This is a genomic window from Serratia sp. LTN-2 (assembly GCF_059740205.1).
The window spans coordinates 79,894-100,144 of sequence record NZ_JCAXDO010000007.1; the positions used below are offsets into that span (position 1 = coordinate 79,894).

Annotated in this window: 18 protein-coding genes; 15 read left to right on the forward strand and 3 right to left on the reverse strand. The window is 61.3% G+C overall.

From position 1 onward, the window contains the following. The first annotated feature begins 211 nt into the window (after positions 1-211). The 13 genes from pepB to AC6BYQ_RS15285 all read left to right on the forward strand — a co-directional run bounded on the left by pepB (position 212) and on the right by AC6BYQ_RS15285 (position 13,700). Positions 212-1,507 carry an aminopeptidase PepB gene (gene pepB, locus AC6BYQ_RS15225; RefSeq protein WP_498057128.1) on the forward strand — a complete coding sequence of 432 codons (1,296 nt, stop codon included), beginning with the start codon at positions 212-214 and terminating at the stop codon, positions 1,505-1,507. An 89-nt stretch (positions 1,508-1,596) separates the two neighbouring features. Further along, positions 1,597-2,427 (forward strand): enhanced serine sensitivity protein SseB, encoded by an 831-nt coding sequence (gene sseB, locus AC6BYQ_RS15230; protein ID WP_019452351.1) that lies wholly within the window; start codon positions 1,597-1,599, stop codon positions 2,425-2,427. A gap of 162 nt (positions 2,428-2,589) precedes the next feature. Further along, on the forward strand, positions 2,590-3,015 hold the full coding sequence (gene ndk, locus AC6BYQ_RS15235; protein ID WP_004941424.1) for a nucleoside-diphosphate kinase: 426 nt from the start codon (positions 2,590-2,592) through the stop codon (positions 3,013-3,015). Between the two features lie 232 nt (positions 3,016-3,247). Beyond that, on the forward strand, positions 3,248-4,444 hold the full coding sequence (gene rlmN, locus AC6BYQ_RS15240) for a dual-specificity RNA methyltransferase RlmN (protein ID WP_004941426.1): 1,197 nt from the start codon (positions 3,248-3,250) through the stop codon (positions 4,442-4,444). A gap of 98 nt (positions 4,445-4,542) precedes the next feature. Beyond that, on the forward strand, positions 4,543-5,292 hold the full coding sequence (gene pilW, locus AC6BYQ_RS15245; protein WP_025159554.1) for a type IV pilus biogenesis/stability protein PilW: 750 nt from the start codon (positions 4,543-4,545) through the stop codon (positions 5,290-5,292). Continuing rightward, positions 5,282-6,256 carry a cytoskeleton protein RodZ gene (gene rodZ, locus AC6BYQ_RS15250; RefSeq protein WP_063919891.1) on the forward strand — a complete coding sequence of 325 codons (975 nt, stop codon included), beginning with the start codon at positions 5,282-5,284 and terminating at the stop codon, positions 6,254-6,256. The genes pilW and rodZ overlap by 11 nt, the downstream gene beginning before the upstream one ends. A 45-nt stretch (positions 6,257-6,301) precedes the next feature. Beyond that, positions 6,302-7,423: a flavodoxin-dependent (E)-4-hydroxy-3-methylbut-2-enyl-diphosphate synthase gene (ispG, locus tag AC6BYQ_RS15255; RefSeq protein WP_016929756.1), complete on the forward strand. Its 1,122-nt coding sequence runs from the start codon at positions 6,302-6,304 to the stop codon at positions 7,421-7,423. A gap of 139 nt (positions 7,424-7,562) precedes the next feature. Next, positions 7,563-8,837, forward strand: coding sequence for a histidine--tRNA ligase (hisS, locus tag AC6BYQ_RS15260; RefSeq protein ID WP_025159556.1), 1,275 nt, complete (start codon positions 7,563-7,565; stop codon positions 8,835-8,837). Positions 8,838-8,850: 13 nt separating this feature from the next. Further along, complete coding sequence (locus AC6BYQ_RS15265) at positions 8,851-9,471, forward strand: YfgM family protein (protein ID WP_019452355.1); 621 nt, start codon at positions 8,851-8,853, stop codon at positions 9,469-9,471. 11 nt (positions 9,472-9,482) lie between these two features. Beyond that, positions 9,483-10,664, forward strand: a complete 1,182-nt coding sequence (gene bamB, locus AC6BYQ_RS15270) for an outer membrane protein assembly factor BamB (RefSeq protein WP_019452356.1) — start codon at positions 9,483-9,485, stop codon at positions 10,662-10,664. Positions 10,665-10,919: 255 nt separating this feature from the next. Beyond that, the gene (gene der / locus AC6BYQ_RS15275; protein ID WP_019452357.1) at positions 10,920-12,410 is read left to right on the forward strand and encodes a ribosome biogenesis GTPase Der; all 1,491 of its coding nucleotides are present in this window, start codon (positions 10,920-10,922) and stop codon (positions 12,408-12,410) included. A gap of 98 nt (positions 12,411-12,508) precedes the next feature. Then, on the forward strand, positions 12,509-13,465 hold the full coding sequence (locus AC6BYQ_RS15280) for an AEC family transporter (protein ID WP_498057129.1): 957 nt from the start codon (positions 12,509-12,511) through the stop codon (positions 13,463-13,465). 13 nt (positions 13,466-13,478) lie between these two features. Continuing rightward, on the forward strand, positions 13,479-13,700 hold the full coding sequence (locus AC6BYQ_RS15285; RefSeq protein ID WP_019452359.1) for a zinc ribbon domain-containing protein: 222 nt from the start codon (positions 13,479-13,481) through the stop codon (positions 13,698-13,700). A gap of 4 nt (positions 13,701-13,704) precedes the next feature. Here AC6BYQ_RS15285 and AC6BYQ_RS15290 read toward each other — a convergent pair whose 3' ends face one another. From AC6BYQ_RS15290 to AC6BYQ_RS15300, 3 genes are all read right to left on the reverse strand, one after another. Then, entirely contained in the window at positions 13,705-14,046 is a 342-nt protein-coding gene (locus AC6BYQ_RS15290; protein ID WP_019452360.1) for a protealysin inhibitor emfourin, read from the reverse strand. Further along, entirely contained in the window at positions 14,046-15,071 is a 1,026-nt protein-coding gene (locus tag AC6BYQ_RS15295; protein WP_498057130.1) for a M4 family metallopeptidase, read from the reverse strand. The genes AC6BYQ_RS15290 and AC6BYQ_RS15295 overlap by 1 nt, the downstream gene beginning before the upstream one ends. A 62-nt stretch (positions 15,072-15,133) precedes the next feature. Continuing rightward, a complete protein-coding gene (locus AC6BYQ_RS15300) occupies positions 15,134-16,204 on the reverse strand; it encodes a LacI family DNA-binding transcriptional regulator (RefSeq protein WP_025159557.1) in 1,071 nt (356 codons plus the stop codon). A 358-nt stretch (positions 16,205-16,562) separates the two neighbouring features. Between AC6BYQ_RS15300 and AC6BYQ_RS15305 the strand changes: the two genes are divergently transcribed. Further along, positions 16,563-17,873: an MFS transporter gene (locus tag AC6BYQ_RS15305; protein ID WP_198637062.1), complete on the forward strand. Its 1,311-nt coding sequence runs from the start codon at positions 16,563-16,565 to the stop codon at positions 17,871-17,873. Between the two features lie 11 nt (positions 17,874-17,884). Beyond that, positions 17,885-20,251 (forward strand): glycoside hydrolase family 31 protein, encoded by a 2,367-nt coding sequence (locus AC6BYQ_RS15310; RefSeq protein ID WP_498057131.1) that lies wholly within the window; start codon positions 17,885-17,887, stop codon positions 20,249-20,251.

Consider the following 20,251-nt stretch of genomic DNA (forward strand, 5'->3'; position numbering starts at 1 on the left):
GCTGCCATGGGCGGCCCGTTTATTTTGTATCCGACATACCCGTCGTCTTTCAAACCGCAGCGTTGTTACCTGCACGATCACCCCCCAGTCACTTACCTGAGTAAGCTCCTGGGGATGAGATCGCTGGGCGCCTAGCTGCAATTTGAAATCCATAGGGTATGCAATAAAGCCCTAATGAAATAATAAAGGGAACATCCGGAGTAAGAAGGCTATGACAACAGAATTCATGCAGGTCACGCTGTCGCAACAACCTGCCGACGCCCGCTGGGGCGAGAAAGCGCTGCTGAGCACCAACGGCGAAGGGATGACCATCCACCTGACCGGCGCCGACAAGCGGGGCGCTGTCCAGCGTGCGGGTCGCAAAATTGATGGTCAGGGCATCAAAAACGTCAAGCTGGCCGGCGACGGTTGGGATTTGGAAAACAGCTGGGCGTTTTGGCAAGGCTACCGCGGGCCGAAAGGGCAGCGCAACGTCGAATGGGCCGAGCTGCCGGAGGCCGCGCGTCAGGAGCTGGATAAGCGCCTGAAGATCGTTGACTGGGTGCGCGACACCATCAACATGCCGGCGGAAGAGCTGGGGCCGGAGCAACTGGCGACCCGCGCCGTCGATCTGATGTGCGACGTCGGCTGCGATGCCGTCAGCTATCGCATCACCAAGGGCGAAGATCTGCGTGAGCAGAACTATGCCGGCATCCACACCGTCGGCCGCGGTTCCGAACGCCCGCCGGTACTGCTGGCGCTCGACTTCAACCCGACCGGCAACCCGGACGCGCCGGTGTTCGCGTGCCTGGTCGGCAAGGGTATCACCTTCGACACCGGCGGCTACAGCCTGAAGCAAAGCGCCTTTATGGATTCGATGAAGGCTGACATGGGCGGCGCGGCCACCATCACCGGCGCCCTGGCGCTGGCGGCGGCGCGCGGCCTGAAGCAGCGCGTGAAGCTGTACCTGTGCTGCGCCGACAACATGGTCAGCGGCAACGCCTTCAAACTGGGCGACATCATTCGCTACCGCAACGGCAAAACCGTTGAGGTGATGAACACCGATGCGGAAGGGCGCCTGGTGCTGGCCGACGGCCTGATCGACGCTTCTGAGCAGAACCCGCAGCTGATTATCGACTGCGCCACCCTGACCGGCGCGGCCAAAACTGCGGTAGGCAACGACTACCATGCGCTGTTCAGCTTTGACGACGCGCTGGCGCAAGAGCTGCTCAGCAGCGCCGCCGCCGAGCAAGAGCCGTTCTGGCGCCTGCCGCTGGCCGAGTTCCACCGCAGCCAGCTGCCGTCCAACTTCGCCGAGCTGAACAACGTGGCCGGCCCGGCCTACACCGCCGGCGCCAGCACCGCGGCGGCCTTCCTGTCGCATTTCGTCAAAAACTACCAGCAAGGCTGGTTGCACATCGACTGTTCAGCCACCTACCGCAAAGGCGCGGTGGAGCAGTGGTCGGCCGGCGCGACCGGTCTGGGCGTGCGCACCCTGGCCAATCTGCTGCTGAGCAAAGCCAAATAATTGAATGCCCGCCGCGTCGGGCGCTAGAATGCGCATTATCTTCGAGGCCCAGCATGCTGGGCCTCGCTCTTTGATCCCTGGAGTTTGCCATGAGTGCCCATCATCACGATGCCGCCCCGAGCGAGAACGAACTTGAACGCCTGCTGAAGCTGGCGGTGACGGAGCCGGCCCATCGCCCGGCGTTCTTCCGTGAACTGCTCGACGCCACGGTGCTGATCCTCGGCGACAGCGAGCAGGTGCAGCAGGATGGCGACATCACGCTGAACGCGGATACGCCGGTCAATATCCAGCATTGGGAAAAGCAGGACGGCGGCAGCATCATTCCGTTCTTCACTTCGCTGGATGCGTTGCAGAAGGCGGTTGAGGACGAACAGCCGTTTATCGCCATGCCGGCGCGGGTGCTGTTCGAGATTACCCAGGGCGCGGATCTGTTCCTCAACCCGAAGGCGGAATACGGCAAAGAGTTTTATCCGGAAGAGGTGGCGATGCTGCTGGCGACCGGCGGCGTCGTCAAACCGGTGGAGCACTACGTCGATAAAGAGACCCAAATCCTGCTGGGGCAGCCCGAAGAGTATCCGTCGGCGATGGTGGATGCGCTGACCACGCTGTTCAGCCAGCGCAAGCCGGTGCGCCGCGCGTTTCTGGCGCTGATGCACGACAAGGCGGCGGACGAGAAACCCAATTTGCTGATCGGGCTGGAAGTGGACGCCGAGCCGGCGGAGATCGAGGCGTTGATCAACGAGGCCGGCAGCGTCGCCAGCGAAACGGCGCCGAATGACGAGCCGGTGGACTTCTGCCTGGTGTCGGAGAAAGAGCGAGGCATCAGCCACTACCTGATCTCCCATACGCAGCCGTTTTATCAGCGGCGCTGGGGCAGTTGGCTGCGCAATTTGATCCCGTCTACCGACAAGACCCAATAACGCCGGCGCGCCGCCGAAAATGGCGAATGAAGATCATATTTTTTTAATGAAATGTTGATTTTCCCGTAGGCAAGCGTTAACGGCGCACATATAATCTGCGCCACTTGAGAAGGCCGGCAACATTGCAGACCGGCCTGTTTTGGAAGTCATACAGAGGCCATCATGACCGTAGAACGTACCTTTTCCATCGTTAAACCAAACGCTGTAGCCAACAACGACATCGGCGCTATCTACGCGCGTTTCGAGCGCGCCGGTTTCAAAATCATCGCCGCTAAAATGCTGCGTCTGACTCGCGAGCAAGCTGAAGGCTTCTACGCTGAGCACAAAGGCCGCCCATTCTTCGACGGTCTGGTTGAGTTCATGACCTCCGGCCCAATCATGGTGCAGGTTCTGGAATCTGAAAACGCCGTGCAGCGCAACCGCGACATCATGGGCGCAACCAACCCGGACAACGCACTGGCCGGCACCCTGCGCGCCGACTACGCGGACAGCTTCACCGCTAACGCCGTTCACGGTTCCGACTCCGTTGAATCCGCACAGCGTGAAATCGCTTACTTCTTCAACGAAAGCGAAATCTGCGCACGTTAATCGTGCCATTGCTGATAACCAGGCATTCACCGGCTGAAACAATAAAAATGCCCTGAATGCCTTTCAGCCATAGAAACACGCTACTAAAATTTGTACAATGCCGCGCCCCTGATAAGACGACTTGTCAGGGGCGTGTTTTTAGTGCCGCCACCCGAATCATGCGGGCTGAAATGCACAACTTACTTTCCATTCTTTAGCGCCATAACGTGTAATAACGAGGCCAGAGATCATTATGTTAGAACCCATCACGTCCGAGCACACCGTGTCTGAAAATAATTCGCTGACTACCCCCTCCGTTAACGTGGAGCAACCGGCTGCGGCCAAAATCAACCTGCTGGATCTGAACCGCCAGCAAATGCGTGAGTTCTTCGCCGAAATGGGCGAAAAACCGTTCCGCGCCGATCAGGTGATGAAGTGGATTTACCACTACTGCTGCGACGATTTCGAGCAGATGACCGACATCAACAAAGTCCTGCGCGGCAAGCTGCAGCGCGTGGCGGAAATCCGCGCGCCGGAAGTGGCGGAAGAACAGCGTTCGGCCGACGGCACCATCAAGTGGGCGATCAAGGTGGGCGATCAGCAGGTCGAAACCGTGTATATCCCGGAAGCCGACCGCGCGACGCTGTGCGTCTCCTCGCAGGTAGGCTGCGCGCTGGAGTGCAAATTCTGTTCGACGGCGCAGCAGGGCTTCAACCGCAACCTGCGCGTGTCGGAAATCATCGGCCAGGTGTGGCGCGCGGCGAAGATCATCGGCGCGCTGAAGGTGACCGGCCAACGCCCGATCACCAACGTGGTGATGATGGGCATGGGCGAGCCGCTGCTCAACCTGAACAACGTGGTGCCGGCGATGGAAATCATGCTGGACGACTTCGGCTTTGGCCTGTCCAAACGCCGTGTGACCCTGTCTACCTCCGGCGTGGTGCCGGCGCTGGACAAGCTGGGCGACATGATCGACGTGGCGCTGGCTATTTCGCTGCACGCGCCGAACGACACCATCCGCGATGAGATCGTGCCGATCAACCGCAAGTACAACATCGAGACCTTCCTGTCCGCGGTGCGTCGCTATCTGGAGAAATCCAACGCTAACCAGGGCCGCGTCACCGTCGAGTACGTGATGCTGGATCATATCAACGACAGCACCGATGACGCGCATCAGCTGGCGGAAGTGTTGAAAGACACGCCGTGCAAGATCAACCTGATCCCATGGAACCCGTTCCCGGGCGCTCCCTACGGCCGCAGCTCCAACAGCCGGGTGGATCGTTTCTCCAAGGTGTTGATGGAATACGGCTTTACGACTATTGTTCGTAAAACCCGTGGTGACGATATCGACGCCGCCTGCGGGCAACTGGCGGGTGAAGTGATCGACCGTACCAAGCGTACCCTGAAGAAGAAAATGGCCGGGGAACCTATCAACGTACGGGCGGTCTGAATCCTATAGCACCATTTTTTGTTATCTAACAGCCTGTTATGCGAAAGCGTGTCGCTGGTGGGCGTTAGCTGACGGCCGATAAGGAAATGAATGCGGGCATGAAGCTGAAACTGTGGGGTGTGTGGCTGGCGGCCGGGTTGTTGGCTGGGTGTTCCGGTTCAGCGCCGGAAAAGGAAGCACAGGTCTCTGAGGCGGGCCAGACGCGCCTGCAGCTGGGGCTGGAGTACCTGCAGCAAGGCGACATGGACGCCGCGCGCCAGAACCTGGAAAAGGCGCTGGACGCGGCCCCGCAGGATTACCGCACGCAGTTGGGCATGGCGCTTTATGCGCAGCGGAACGGTGAAAACGCCGCGGCCGAACAGCGTTATCGGCAAGCGCTCAAACTTGCGCCAGGCAATGGCACCGTACTGAATAATTACGGTGCGTTTCTTTGCGGTTTAGGGCAGTATGTACCGGCGCAACAGCAGTTTAGCGCTGCGGCGCTGGCACCCGATTATGGCCAGGTCGCCGACAGCCTGGAAAACGCAGGTTACTGTTTTCTCAAGGCCGGACAAAACGATGAGGCGCGCACGCTGTTGAGCCGCGCGCTGAAGGTCGATCCGGACAAAGGTACCCCGCTGTTGGCGGAGGCCGAAAAGCAATTTGGAGAAGGGAAGCGCGCCCAGTCGCAACTTTTATTGGATGTTTATCAGCATGTTCTGCCGGCCAGCGCCAGCAGCTTATGGTTACAGATTCGTTTCGCCGCGTTAGCCGGCCGTCAGGATAGCGTTCAACGCTATGGCAAGCAGCTAGCGCGAAGTTTTCCACAATCCAAACAGTACCAGCAGTTCTTAGCTAATGAATACTGAAGCCTCCCAAGATAAAACCGTATCCATGACGACGGGCCAGCGCCTGCGTCAGGCCCGTGAGCAACTCGGGCTGAGCCAACAGACCGTTGCAGAACGCCTGTGTCTCAAAATGTCCACCGTGCGCGATATCGAGGAAGACAGCGTTTCCGCTGACCTCGCGTCCACCTTCGTGCGCGGCTACATCCGTTCCTACGCCAAGCTGGTGCATTTGCCGGAAGACGAACTGCTGCCGATGCTGGCCAAGCAGGCGCCGTTGAAGATGGCGAAAGTGGCGCCGATGCAAAGCTTCTCGCTGGGCAAGCGCCGCAAGAAACGCGACGGCTGGCTGATGAGCTTCACCTGGCTTATCGTGTTCGTGGTGATCGGCCTGACCGGCGCCTGGTGGTGGCAAAACCACAAGGCGCAGCAGGAAGAGATCGCCACCATGGCCGATCAATCCTCGGCGCAGCTTTCACAGAATAACGAAGGGCAGTCCGTGCCGCTGACCGACGGCAACGCCGACGCCGGCACCAACGTGCCGTTGACCGACAACAGCGCTGCGCCGGCCGATACCGGCGCAGCGGCTCAGGCGCCGGCGGCTACCGCCCAGGCGCCAGGCGCGGCTCAGCAGCAGCCTGCCGTTGTGTCGCCAAGCCAGACCACCCTGCCGGAAACCGCGCCGGCGGCACAAGCGCCGCTGCCGACCGCCGATGCGGGCGTGGCTGCGCCGGCGGCCGATCCGAACGCGCTGGTGATGGACTTCTCCGCCGACTGCTGGCTGCAGGTGAGCGACGCCAGCGGTAAAACACTGTTCAGCGGCACCCAGAAGAAGGGCGGCAAGCTGAACCTGACCGGCACGGCGCCGTACAAGCTGACCATCGGCGCGCCGGCGGCAGTACAGATCCAGTATCAGGGTAAGCCGGTCGATTTAAGCCGGTTCGTTAAGTCAAACCGTGTTGCTCGCCTGACCGTCGCCGCGCAGTAATCGCGCGGCTGGTCGTGATGTCAGAGCAGCAATGGAGAGTAAGTAATGCATAACCAAGCGCCCATCAACCGTCGAAAATCAACGCGCATTTACGTCGGCAAGGTGCCTATTGGTGATGGCGCGCCGATTGCCGTGCAGTCGATGACCAACACCCGTACCACCGATGTTGAAGCAACGGTTAATCAGATTAAAGCGCTGGAGCGCGTGGGCGTCGACATCGTCCGCGTTTCGGTTCCTACCATGGACGCCGCCGAGGCGTTCAAGCTGATCAAGCAGCAGGTCAACGTGCCGCTGGTCGCCGATATCCATTTCGATTATCGCATCGCGCTGCAGGTGGCCGAATACGGCGTAGACTGCCTGCGCATCAATCCGGGCAACATCGGCAACGAATCGCGCATTCGCTCGGTGGTGGACTGCGCCCGCGACAAGAACATCCCGATCCGCATCGGCGTCAACGGCGGCTCGCTGGAGAAAGACCTGCAGGAAAAGTACGGCGAACCTACGCCGGAAGCGCTGCTGGAATCCGCCATGCGCCACGTGGACATCCTCGATCGCCTCAACTTCGACCAGTTCAAGGTCAGCGTTAAGGCGTCGGACGTGTTCCTGGCGGTACAATCCTACCGTCTGCTGGCGTCGCGCATCGATCAGCCGCTGCATCTGGGTATCACCGAAGCCGGCGGCGCGCGCAGCGGGTCGGTCAAGTCGGCCATCGGCCTGGGCATGCTGCTGTCTGAAGGCATCGGCGACACCCTGCGCATCTCGCTGGCGGCGGATCCGGTTGAAGAGGTGAAGGTCGGTTTCGACATCCTGAAGTCGCTGCGCATCCGCGCGCGCGGCATCAACTTCATCGCCTGCCCGACCTGTTCGCGTCAGGAATTCGATGTGATCGGCACGGTGAACGCGCTGGAGCAGCGCCTGGAAGACATCATTACGCCGATGGACGTCTCGATCATCGGCTGCGTGGTGAACGGCCCGGGCGAAGCGCTGGTGTCCACCATGGGCGTGACCGGCGGCCACAAGAAGAGCGGCTTCTATGAAGACGGCGTGCGTCAGAAAGAGCGTTTCGACAACGAACAGATGATCGACCAGCTGGAAGCGAAGATTCGCGCCAAGGCCGCGATGATGGACGAAAGCAACCGCATCACGGTCAACCTGCTGGAAAAATAAGCGTTATCGCTACACGGCGGGCCTGTTGGCCCGCTTGTTTATGAACCTGAAGGGCAGAAAACCGCATCCGCGTTGAATACCGGGCGGCAAAGTCCCTATAATCGGGTTCATTTTTACAGACAACGGACAGAGAACTCACGTGGCAAAGAACATTCAAGCCATTCGCGGCATGAACGACTACCTGCCGGAAGAAACGGCATTATGGCAGCGTATTGAAGGCACCCTCAAGCAGGTGCTGGGCAGCTACGGTTACAGCGAAATCCGGTTGCCGATTGTAGAGCAGACCCCGCTATTCAAACGCGCGATCGGCGAAGTGACCGACGTCGTGGAAAAAGAGATGTATACCTTCGAAGACCGCAACGGCGAAAGCCTGACGCTGCGTCCGGAAGGGACGGCTGGCTGCGTGCGCGCCGGCATTGAGCATGGTCTGCTGTACAATCAGGAACAGCGTCTGTGGTACATCGGCCCGATGTTCCGCTACGAGCGCCCGCAGAAGGGCCGCTATCGCCAGTTCCATCAGCTGGGCGCGGAAGTGTTCGGCCTGCAAGGCCCGGACATCGACGCCGAGCTGATCCTGCTGACCGCCCGCTGGTGGAAAGCGCTGGGCATCGCCGAGCACGTCAAGCTGGAGCTGAACTCCATCGGTTCGCTGGAGGCGCGCGCCAACTACCGCGACGCGCTGGTGGCGTTCCTCGAGCAGCACGTCGAGGTGCTGGACGAAGACTGCAAACGCCGCATGTACAGCAACCCGCTGCGCGTGCTGGACTCCAAGAATCCTGAGGTGCAGGCGTTGCTGAACGACGCGCCGCGCCTGTCCGAGTACCTGGACGAAGAATCCCGTGCTCACTTCGCCGGTCTGTGTGAACTTTTGGCGCAGGCAGGTATCCCATATACCGTTAACGAGCGCCTGGTGCGCGGTCTGGATTACTACAACCGCACCGTGTTTGAGTGGGTGACCACCAGCCTGGGCGCGCAGGGCACCGTCTGTGCGGGCGGCCGTTACGACGGCCTGGTCGAGCAGCTGGGTGGCCGCGCCACCCCGGCGGTCGGTTTCGCCATGGGCCTCGAGCGTCTGGTGCTGCTGGTGCAGGCGGTTAACCCGGAATTCAAGGCGCCGTCGGCTATCGACGTGTACGTCATCTCTTCCGGCGCGGGCACCCAGAGCGCGGCGATGCAGCTGGCTGAACAGGTGCGCGACGCGGCGCCGCAGCTGAAGCTGATGACCAATTACGGCGGCGGCAACTTCAAAAAGCAGATCACCCGTGCGGACAAATGGGGCGCGCGCATCGCTCTGATCCTGGGTGAGAGCGAAGTGGCGGCGCAGCAGGTAGTGGTGAAAGACCTGCGCAGTGGTGAACAAGAAACGCTGGCGCAAAGCGAAGTCGCTGCGCGTCTGGCTTTGATGTTAGGTTAAGGAGAAGGACACCGTGGAAGTCTATACCACTGAAAACGAACAAGTCGACGCACTGCGTCGGTTCTTTGCCGAAAACGGCAAAGCGCTGGCGGTGGGCGTGGTGCTCGGAATTGGTGCCCTGGTTGGCTGGCGTTACTGGCAGAGCCATGAAAACTCCAACATGATGGCTGCATCGCAATCCTATCAGGAAGCCAGCGATCGTCTGGCGGCCGGCAAACCGGATGACGTGGCCGCCGCGGAGAAATTTGTCCAGGCTAACAGCAACAGCTACGGCGTATTGGCCGCGTTGCAGTTGGCCAAGCACTTTGTCGAACAGAATGATTTCGCCAAGGCGGAACAGCAACTGGCGCTGGCGCAGGGCCAGACCAAAGACGACAACCTGTTGGCGATGATCGACCTGCGTCTGGCGCGCGTCCAGCTGCAGGAGAAAAAGCTGGATGAAGCGCTGAAAACGCTGGATGGCGTGAAAGGCGAAGGTTGGGCGGCGATGATGCAGGATGTGCGCGGCGACGTGCTGCTGGCCAAGGGCGACGCCAAGGGCGCGCGCGAAGCTTACAGCAAAGGCATTGAGTCCAACGCTTCTCAGGCGCTGCAGGTTCTGCTGCGCATGAAATTGAATAACTTGTCCAGCTAAGGGGAATTCCCATGCAATTGCGTAAAACACTCTTGGTCGGACTGGTTTCCGCTGCCTTGCTGAGTGGTTGCTCGCTGTTTAACAGCGAAGAAGACGTGGTTACCATGTCGCCGTTGCCGAAAGTTGAAAATCAGTTTACGCCGAACAAGGCGTGGAGCACCTCGGTGGGCGACGGTATCGGTGAGTATTACTCCCACCTGCGTCCGGCCTATCAGGACAGCACCATTTACGCCGCCGATCGCTTCGGCATCGTGAAAGCGATGGACGCCGACAGCGGCAACGAGAAGTGGAAGGTCAATCTCTCCGAGAAAACCGGTTTCTTCTCCAGCAACCTGTCTGCGCTGCTGTCGGGCGGCCTGACGGTCGCAGGTGACAAGGTTTACGTCGGCAGCGAAAAAGCGGTGGTTTACGCATTGAACACCGCCGACGGCGCCATCGCCTGGCAGACCAAAGTGGCCGGCGAAGCGATCTCCCGTCCGGTTGTCAGCGACGGCATGGTGCTGGTGCATACCTCCAACGGCATGCTGCAGGCGCTGAACGAAGCCGACGGTGCGGTGAAGTGGACGGTTAACCTGGATATGCCTTCGCTGTCGCTGCGCGGTGAATCCGCGCCGGCCGTCGCCTTTGGCGCCGCCATCGTCGGCGGTGACAACGGCCGCGTCAGCGCGGTGCTGATGCAGCAGGGCCAGATTATCTGGCAACAGCGCATCTCTCAGCCGAGCGGCGCAACCGAAATCGATCGCCTGAACGACGTGGACACCACGCCGGTGATCGTTGACGGCGTGGTCTACGCGCTGGGTTACAACGGCAACCTGACGGCGCTGGATCTGCGTTCCGGTCAGATCATCTGGAAACGCGAACTGGGTTCGGTGAATGATTTCATCGTCGACGCGGGCCGCATCTACCTGATCGACCAGAACGACCGCGTAGTGGCGCTCAGCACCGAAGGCGGCGTGACCGTGTGGACGCAGAGCGATCTGCTGCACCGTAACCTGACGCCGCCGGTGATGTATAATGGTTATCTGGTGACCGGTGACGCCGAAGGCTATCTGCACTGGATCAACACCACCGATGGTCGTTTTGTCGCCCAGCAGGAAGTGGACAGCTCCGGCTTCCTGTCTGCGCCGATGGTGGCCAGCGACAAGCTGGTCATCCAGGCTCGCGGCGGTAAAGTTTACGCTTTCACCCGCTAACGCCGCTCGTCGTGACCCTTCTTGCACCCGAAAGCTTTCGGGTTGCAGCCAGGCGGCAAGCGCATGAGTCCTCGGGAGCTTAGTGAACTGAGTGACCGGGGCGAAGGTGCGCAGACAACGCCGCTGTGGCGCGAAAGATGAAGGGGAAAACGGCTCCTGAGTGTTCAGGGGCCGTTTCGTATTTTATAAGCTGCACCGCTGGTGTCTATCCACAGTGCAGTAACGCATTGATTATTAAGTAATGAGGCTTCAACAATGATACCTGTCGTCGCGCTGGTCGGGCGCCCGAATGTGGGTAAATCCACCTTGTTCAACCGTTTAACCCATACGCGCGATGCGCTGGTGGCGGATTTCCCGGGGCTGACGCGTGACCGCAAGTATGGTCGTGCTGAAATCGAAGGCAATGAATTCATCATCGTCGATACCGGCGGTATCGACGGCACCGAAGACGGCGTAGAAACGCGCATGGCCGGTCAGTCGCTGCTGGCGATCGAAGAAGCGGACATCGTGCTGTTCATGGTCGACGCCCGCGCCGGCCTGATGCCGGCGGATCAGGGCATTGCCCAGCACCTGCGCAGCCGCCAGAAGGCGACCTTCCTGGTAGCCAACAAAACCGACGGTCTGGATCCGGACACCGCCACCGCTGATTTCTATTCGCTCGGCCTGGGTGAAGTGTTCGCTATCGCCGCTTCTCACGGCCGCGGCGTGACCCAGCTGATCGAACACGTGCTGGTGCCGTTCGTGCCGGAAAAACCGGAAGACGTCGAGCTGACCGAGGAAGAGGCCAACGCCGCTTACTGGGCCGAGCAAAACGGTGAAACGCTGGAAGGCGAAGAAGACGAAGAGCCGGAAGAAGAGTTCAATCCGCAGGATCTGCCGATCAAGCTGGCGATCGTCGGCCGCCCGAACGTAGGTAAGTCTACGCTCACTAACCGCATCCTCGGTGAGGAGCGCGTGGTGGTGTACGACATGCCGGGCACCACCCGCGACAGCATCTATATTCCGATGGTGCGCGACGAACGTGAATACGTGCTGATCGACACCGCCGGGGTGCGTAAACGCGGCAAGGTGACGGAAACCGTCGAGAAATTCTCGGTGATCAAGACCCTGCAGGCGATTGAAGACGCCAACGTGGTGCTGCTGGTGATCGACGCGCGTGAAGGCATTTCCGATCAGGATCTCTCGCTGCTCGGCTTTATCCTCAATAGTGGGCGCTCACTGGTGATTGCGGTCAACAAGTGGGACGGCATGAGCGAAGAAGATCGCGAGCACGTGAAAGAGATGCTCGATCTGCGTCTGGGCTTCGTCGACTTCGCGCGCGTGCACTTCATTTCCGCGCTGCACGGCAGCGGCGTCGGCAACCTGTTCGAATCGGTACAGGAAGCCTACGAGTGCGCAACCCGTCGCGTAAACACCTCGATGCTGACCAAAATCATGCAGATGGCGGTTGACGATCACCAGCCGCCGTTGGTGCGCGGCCGCCGCGTGAAGCTGAAATACGCTCACGCCGGCGGTTATAACCCGCCGATCGTGGTGATCCACGGCAACCAGGTCAGCGATCTGGCCGATTCCTACAAGCGCTATCTGATGAACTACTTCCGCCGCTCGCTGAACGTGATGGGGACGCCGATCCGCATCCAGTTCAAAGAGGGTGACAACCCGTTCGCCGGCAAACGCAACCTGCTGACGCCGACCCAGATGCGCAAGCGCAAGCGCCTGATGAGCCACCTGAAAAAGAGCAAGTAATTGCTCATGAGGGGCGCGGCAGTGATGCCGCGCCCTTTTTTATTGGCCCGAAATCGTTTTATTATCTGAAGATTACCTCGCCTGCCTGAAGGAACACCATGTCCTGGGAAACCTGGAGTTTTGCGTTCAACGTCACCGTGCCGAATCTGTTAATGATGCTGCTGGGGATCCTGCTGCGCCATTGGCGCCTGATGGATGATCGCTTCGTCGACGGCGCGACCCGCCTGGTGTTCAATCTGGCGCTGCCGTGCCTGCTGTTTTTCAGCATCGCCACCAACCACCCGCAGCTGCTCGGTAACCTGCCGCTGGTGCTGTTCGGCGCAGTCGGCACGCTGGCGACCTTCCTGCTCTTGGAGCTGGCGGCCAAGTGGCTGGTGAAAGAGCCGCGCGAGCGCGGGGTATTCGTGCAGGGCGGTTTTCGCGCCAACACCGCCATCGTCGGCCTGGCCTACGCCATGACCGCCTATGGCAGCGAAGGCATTGCGCTCGCCTCGCTGTACCTGACGGTGACGGTGATCCTGTTCAACGTGCTGTCGGTCATCACCCTCACGCGCAGCCTGCAGGGCGGACAGGGCAAGAAAATCAGCCACCTGTCGCTGCTGCGCAGCATCGTCACCAACCCGCTGATCATCGGCCTGGTGTGCGGGTTGGCGTATGCGCAAACCGGGCTGGGCATCCCGGCCGTGATTCGCCAAACCGGCAGCTATATCTCCGCGCTGTCGCTGCCGCTGGCGCTGCTGTGCACCGGCGCCAGCCTGGATTTTCGCGCCATGTTCCGCTCGTCCAACGTGGCGGCGCTGTCGTCGGCGGCGAAGCTGTTTCTGGTGCCGTTCCTGATGACGCTGGCCGGCTGGCTGTGCGGATTTCAGGGCGCGGCGCTGGGGATTATCTTCCTGTTTTCCGCCACGCCGACCGCCTCAGGCAGCTATGTGATGACGCGCGCCATGGGCGGCAACGCCACGCTGGCGGCCAATATTATCGCCATCACCACCGTCGGTTCGTTCTTCACCACCGCGTTGGGGATCTATTTCCTGCGCTCATGGGGCGCGATTTAATTTGGGAGTCGTTATGGAAGCGCACTGTCCGCAATGCCGTCAGATCATGAATTGGGTAGCGGGTCACTACCATTGTGAAGCCTGTCAGCGCGATTATCGGCAGCTGGCGAGCTGCCCGGAATGCGGGCAGCCGCTGCAAGAATTGAAAGCCTGCGGGGCGGTGGATTACCTGTGCCAGAACGGGCACGGGCTGATCTCCAAAAAGCGGGTGAATTTCAGCTATCAGCCGCTGTAAGCCCTCACTCATCCACCTGGCCGGTTTTCCACAGATCCACCAGCGCCTGCGGCGCGCTGCTCTCCGGGATTAGCAGCACGATCTCGCTGCTCAGGGTGGGGCTGGTGTAGTTGATCTGCACGCGGTAGTAGCGCTGGTCGCCACAGCCGGGGGAGGCGGGTTGGCCTTCTTCCTGCGCATAGGGCAGCGTCTGGTTCAGCAACTGATTCAGACGCTGCCGCTGCTCCGGCGTGATATCGGCCAGCGCGATGCGGCGCTGGCCCGCCAGTTTGGGAATGTAGGCGAAGCCTCCCTCGCGCGCCAGCTCAATGACCGTATCCTGATTGAGCGTCGGCAGCGGTTTCATTATTCCACCCCCACCTGATGCCAGGCTTGCTGCACCTTGTCCGCCACGCTCTGATCGAAACGCGCTTGCGCATGTTTCACCGTGGCGCGGGCAAAGGTGGCGAAGTCGGCGTTTTGCGGCAGCGCTTTGTCGCACACCGTGTCATACCAAACGTAGCCGGCTTTTTCCCAGGCGAAGCCGCCCAGCGCGGCTGCCGCCAGGTAGAAGGCGCGATTGGGAATGCCGGAGTTGAGGTGCACGCCGCCATTGTCTTCCTTGGTCTGAATATAATCCTGCATGCTGGCGGGCTGCGGGTCCTTGCCCAGCAGCGGGTCGTCGTAGGCGGTGCCGGGCGCCGACATCGAACGCAGCCCTTTGCCTTTGATGCCCTTGGCGAGCAGCCCGGCGCCGATCAGCCAGTCGGCTTTATCGGCGGTTTGCTGCAGATGGAACTGCTTGACCAGCGAGCCGAACACGTCGGACAGCGATTCGTTGAGCGCCCCGGATTGTTGGTAGTAGATCAGCCCGGCTTCGCTCTCGGTCACCCCGTGCGCCAGCTCGTGGCCGACTACGTCGATGGCGATGGTGAAACGGTTGAAGATCTCGCCGTCGCCGTCGCCGAACACCATCTGCTGGCCGTTCCAGAAGGCGTTCTGGTACTCCTTGCCGTAGTGCACGCTGCCGGTCAGCGGCAGCCCTTTATTGTCCAGCGAATTGCGGCGGTAGGCCTGCCAGAAGAAATCGTAGGTGACGCCGAGGTAGTCGTAGGCTTCGTCCACCGCCACGTCGTGGTTGCTGGGTTGCCCCTCTTTGCGCACCTGTTTGCCGGGCAGTTGGGTGCCGTTTTGGGCGTCGTAGATATCGCGGATCGCTTCACCGGCTCTGGCGTTCTTTTCGGTTGGTGAACGCAGCGGCTTGTTGCCGAGCAGGCTTTGCACGTGGTTCAGGGTGTGCAGCGCGCAGTCGCGCTGCGGGGCGTTGCCGTGTTCAATGATGCGGCGCAGCATGTAGGGAGGAATGACGGAACGCATGCGCTGGGCTGACATAGTGGCTCTCCTTAGGCAAAAATTTTACCTCATCGAATGAATGCACTGAGCCTAAGTGTAGTCTACTCGTCATAAAGCCTGTGGTTATGCGTGCTCACCGCCGGCGCGCTCTTGTGCGGGCTGACGCGCCGCACTGAGGCGCGCACCGCCAGCCGGCCGTGCAGCAGCAGATTGCACGGCGGCGCGTCGGGGCGCAGCATGCGCCGCTGCAGCAGCTGGATCGCCTCGTAGCCCAGCTCATCGCGCGGCACCTGCACCGAGGTCAGCGGCACGTCGTGGATTTCCGCCAGGTTGAAGCCGTCGGTGCTCATCACCGAGACGTCGCCCGGCACGCTCAGCCCCAGTTTATTGAGCGCCTTGACCGCCCCGACCGCCATGTAGTCGCCGCCGGCCAGGATCGCCGTCGGCAGCGGGGCGCGGTTCAGATAGGTGGTCAGCGCCTGCTCGGCCTCTTCGCTGCCGAAGCCGGAGGTGGTCACCAGATGGCGGCCATCGTCGAACGGCAGGTGATGCCGATCGTAGGCCTGGCGGATGCCCGCCAGCCGCAGCTCCATGGTGTGGCGGCGCAGGCACTGCAGATTGAGGATGTGGCTGTGCCCCTGTTGGAACAGGTAGCTGGCGGAGTAGTCGCCGATCAGCTGATGATCCGGCGAAACGCTGTCCAGCCGCATCTGCCGATCGCTGCAGTTAATCAACACGCACGGCTTGTGCAGGTCGGCGGCCAGAGTGTGGATATGCTCGTCGTCGATGCCGATGAGCAGCGCCGCTTCGGTATGCGGATCGCTCATCTTTTCCAGAAACAGCGCGCCGTCGCTGTGCTGCTCTTCCAGCCCGCAGTAGCGGATGCGCACCTCGTGCTGCATCAGCGCGGCGGCGATGCCCTGAATGACCTTGTAATAGAAGATATCGGTGCGCACGTCGAACGCGCGCTGCGGCGCGAACACCATCACGTTGTTCAGCATCAGCCGGCCGCTGGAAATGCCCTGCAGAATGCCGTTTTGCTGCGCACAGTCCAGCACCTTGCGGCGCGCCTCGGCGCTGGTGTTGGCCTTGCCCGCCAGCACGCGGGAAACGGTGCTGATCGACAGCCCGGTTTGGCGGGCGATCTCCTGGATTTTCAGCTTTCCGTTCATTTTGTGATCTCCTTCAAATTCATCCGTGAGAATATTTTCACTGCGGCTTTTCAGCATCTTGACCGGCTTTGCCGGCCATTATGACTATTTTTTCACCCGCCTGTGAAAATCTTTGCAAAAAACCCCGTTTCGCTGTGCGCTATCGCTGAGTAGTCTGCATTGGTACACCAATTTTTGCGACCTGTCAGTCCAATTTTAACGGTGTGCAAAAAAGAAAACAAAAAATAAATCATGGGGTTGTGACTGTCCGTCGGCCGACGATACGGCGCCGACCCGTTTTCACCGCTCCTTTTTTGATAGCGCAACGTACCTACCGAAACGCGCGTCGTCGTAACCGGCGGCCGCGGGGAGAGAATCGATGAGTGTGGAGATCAATCAGGCGGTCGCGCAGAGCGGCCGGCGCAAGTTCAAATCGCTGCGCTGGTGGATGCTGGCGCTGTTCTTGCTGGGCGTCACGGTCAACTACATCACCCGCAACTCGCTGGGCATTCTGGCGCCGGAGCTGAAAACCAGTCTGAACATGAGCACCGAGCAATACGCCTGGGTGGTGGCCTCGTTCCAGCTGGCCTACACGGTGTTTCAGCCGATCTGCGGCTGGCTGATCGACGTGATCGGCCTGAAGATGGGCTTTTTGATCTGCGCCGGCATTTGGGCGGTGGTATGCATGCTGCACGCCGGCGCCGGCAGCTGGCTGCAACTGGCCATTCTGCGTTTCTTCATGGGGGGCGCGGAGGCGGCGGCCACCCCGGCCAACGCCAAGGCGATCTCCGACTGGTTCCCGAAGAAGGAACGGCCGATCGCCGCCGGCTGGGCGGGCGTCGGCTTCTCCATCGGCGCCATGCTGGCACCGCCGATCATCGTCATCGCTCACGTCTCCTTCGGCTGGCAGGGGGCGTTCCTGTTCTCCGGCGGGCTGGCGCTGATCTGGGTGGTGCTGTGGTGGCTGTTCTACCACTCGCCGCAGCAGCACCCGAACCTCAGCCAGCAAGAGCTGGATCTGATCCGCGAAGACAACGAACCGGTGCTGCCGAAGCTGCCGTTCCTCACCTCGTTGGCCAGCCTGTGCAAGAACAAGAAATTCTACGGCATCGCCATCCCGGCCTTTCTCGCCGAGCCGGCCTGGGCGGTATTCAGCTTCTGGGTGCCGCTGTACCTGGCCACCGAACGCGGCATGGATCTGAAACAGATCGCGATGTTCGCCTGGCTGCCGTTCCTGGCGGCGGACATCGGCAGCGTCGCCAGCGGTTATCTCACCACCCTGTACCGCAAGTGGTTCGGCTGCAGCCGCGTCAACTCGGTGGTCGCCAGCTCGGTGACCGGCGCCTTCCTGATGGTGTCACTGGCGTTCGTGGCGATCACCCAGGATCCCTATGTGGCGATCGCGCTGATCTCGATCGGCGGCTTCGGCCATCAGGTGATCTCCTGCATGCTCAGCGCGCTGGTGGTGGAGTCGTTCGATAAAAACCAGATGGCGACGGTCAACGGCATGCGCGGCTCCAGCGCCTGGATCGCCAGCTTCCTGTTCACGCTGCTGATCGGCGCGGTGTCCGACACCATCGGCTTCAACCCGCTGTTCATCGCCATGGGCTTCTTCGATCTGATCGGCGCTGTGTTCCTGATTGCCCTGATCGCCGAGCGCGGCGGTAACAAAACCCCTTCACACAGCTAAGTGGAATACTTATGAAAACGTTGAAAAACTGGACGTTGGTGGCGCAGCATGCCGACCATATTGAGCTGCTGGTCGATGAACGCCACCGCTTCTGTCTGTACGTGCTGGAAAAAGATCTGTTCCGCGTGCTGATCAAACGCGACGGCGAGCTGGCGCTGGATCGCACCTGGAGCATCGCGCCGCAGGAGGATGTGCCCTGGGAGGGGCGCGAACGGCTCAGCGTCGCCGGTTTCAGCCTGCCGGGCTATCAGCTGCGCCAGGCAGGCGATCGGCTGGTGGTCAGCACGCCGCTGCTGCGCGTGACGGTGCATCAGCCGCTGTGGCTGGCCTGGGAGTATTGCAACGCCGCCGGCGAATGGCGGCCGCTGGCGGCGGATCGGCCGACCAGCGCCTACCTGCTCAATGCGCACGGCGACGGTGTGGCGCACTACCAGCGGCGTTTCGCCGATGAGCGCTATTACGGCCTGGGGGAGAAAGCCGGCGATCTGGAGCGCACCGGCCGCCGCTTTGAGATGCGTAACCTGGACGCCATGGGTTACAACGCCGGCAGCACCGATCCGCTGTACAAGCACATTCCGTTCACCATCACCCGCGGGCCGGAGGCGAGTTTCGGCCTGTTCTACGACAACCTGAGCAGCTGCTGGCTGGATCTGGGCAACGAGATCGATAACTACCACGCGGCCTATCGTCGCTATCAGGCCGAAGCGGGCGATCTGGATTACTACCTGTTCCTCGGGCCGCAAGTACTGGACGTCACCAAGGCCTTCGTGCGCCTGACCGGCCGCACCCACTTCGGGCCGAAGTGGAGCCTGGGCTACAGCGGCTCGACCATGCACTACACCGACGCGCCGGACGCCCAGCAACAGCTGCAGCAGTTCATCGCGCTGTGCCGTCAACACGCCATTCCCTGCGACTCCTTCCAGCTGTCGTCGGGCTACACCTCGATCAACCACAAGCGCTACGTGTTCAACTGGAATTACGACAAGGTGCCGCAGCCCAAGCTGCTCAGCCAGGCGTTTCACGACGCCGGCCTCAGGCTGGCGGCCAACATCAAGCCGTGCCTGCTGCAGGATCACCCGCAGTACCGGGAGGTGGCGGCGCAGGGGCTGTTTATCCGCGACTCGCAAAGCGACGCGCCCGAGCGCTCCAGCTTCTGGGACGACGAAGGATCGCACCTCGACTTCACCAACCCGGCGGCGGTGCGCTGGTGGCAGCAGGGCGTCACGCAGCAGCTGCTGGAGATGGGCATCGACTCGACCTGGAACGACAACAACGAGTACGAAGTGTGGGACGGCGAAGCGCGCTGCCATGGCTTCGGGCGGCCGATCGCCATCAAGCATATCCGCCCGGTGATGCCGCTGCTGATGATGCGCGCCTCGATGGAGGCCCAGCAGCGCTTCGCGCCGCAGAAGCGGCCGTACCTGATCTCGCGCTCCGGCTGCGCCGGCATGCAGCGCTATGTGCAAACCTGGAGCGGCGACAACCGCACCAGTTGGCAGACACTGCGCTACAACATCCGCATGGGGCTGGGCATGAGCCTGTCCGGGTTGTATAACCTCGGCCACGACGTCGGCGGCTTCTCCGGCGACAAACCGGACGCGGAGCTGCTGGTGCGCTGGGTGCAAAACGGCGTGATGCATCCGCGTTTCACCATTCATTCCTGGAACGACGACGCCACGGTCAACGAGCCCTGGATGTACCCGAGCGCCACCCCGGCGGTGCGCGAGGCGATCAACCTGCGTTACCGGCTGCTGCCGTATTTCTACACCCTGTTGTGGCAGGCCTGCGCTGACGATGAGCCGATGCTGCGCCCGACCTTCCTCGACCACGAACAGGATGCGCGCACCTTTGGCGAGAACGACGATTTTCTGATCGGCCGCGATCTGCTGGTGGCCAGCGTGGTGGAGCCGGGGCAGCGCCGGCGTTCGGTATATCTGCCGGACAACGGCGAAGGCTGGTACTGCTTCTACAGCGGCCAGTGGTTCGGCGGCGGCCAGACGGTGACGCTGGCGGCACCGCTGGAGCGTTTGCCGCTGCTGGTGCGCGCCGGGGCGGCGCTGCCGTTGTCGCAGCGGCTGGCGCATGTGGACGTGGCCGCCGACGATCGGCGCGAGCTGCGGCTGTTTCCGCTCAAGGGTTGCGGCGTGAGCAGCGGGCTGTTGTTTGAGGACGACGGCGAAAGCGAAGGTTGGCGGCAGGGCGATGCGCTGTGGCTGCGCTGGGAAATGCGCTGCGACAATCAGCGCATCATGCTGGATATCGCGACGGAAGGGCGTTTTCGCCCGGCCTGGCGCACGCTGACGCTCAGCCTGCCGGAAGGCGAAACGCGCGCGCTGTGGGTGAACGGCGAACCGGGCGAGCGCTTTACGCTGGAGTAG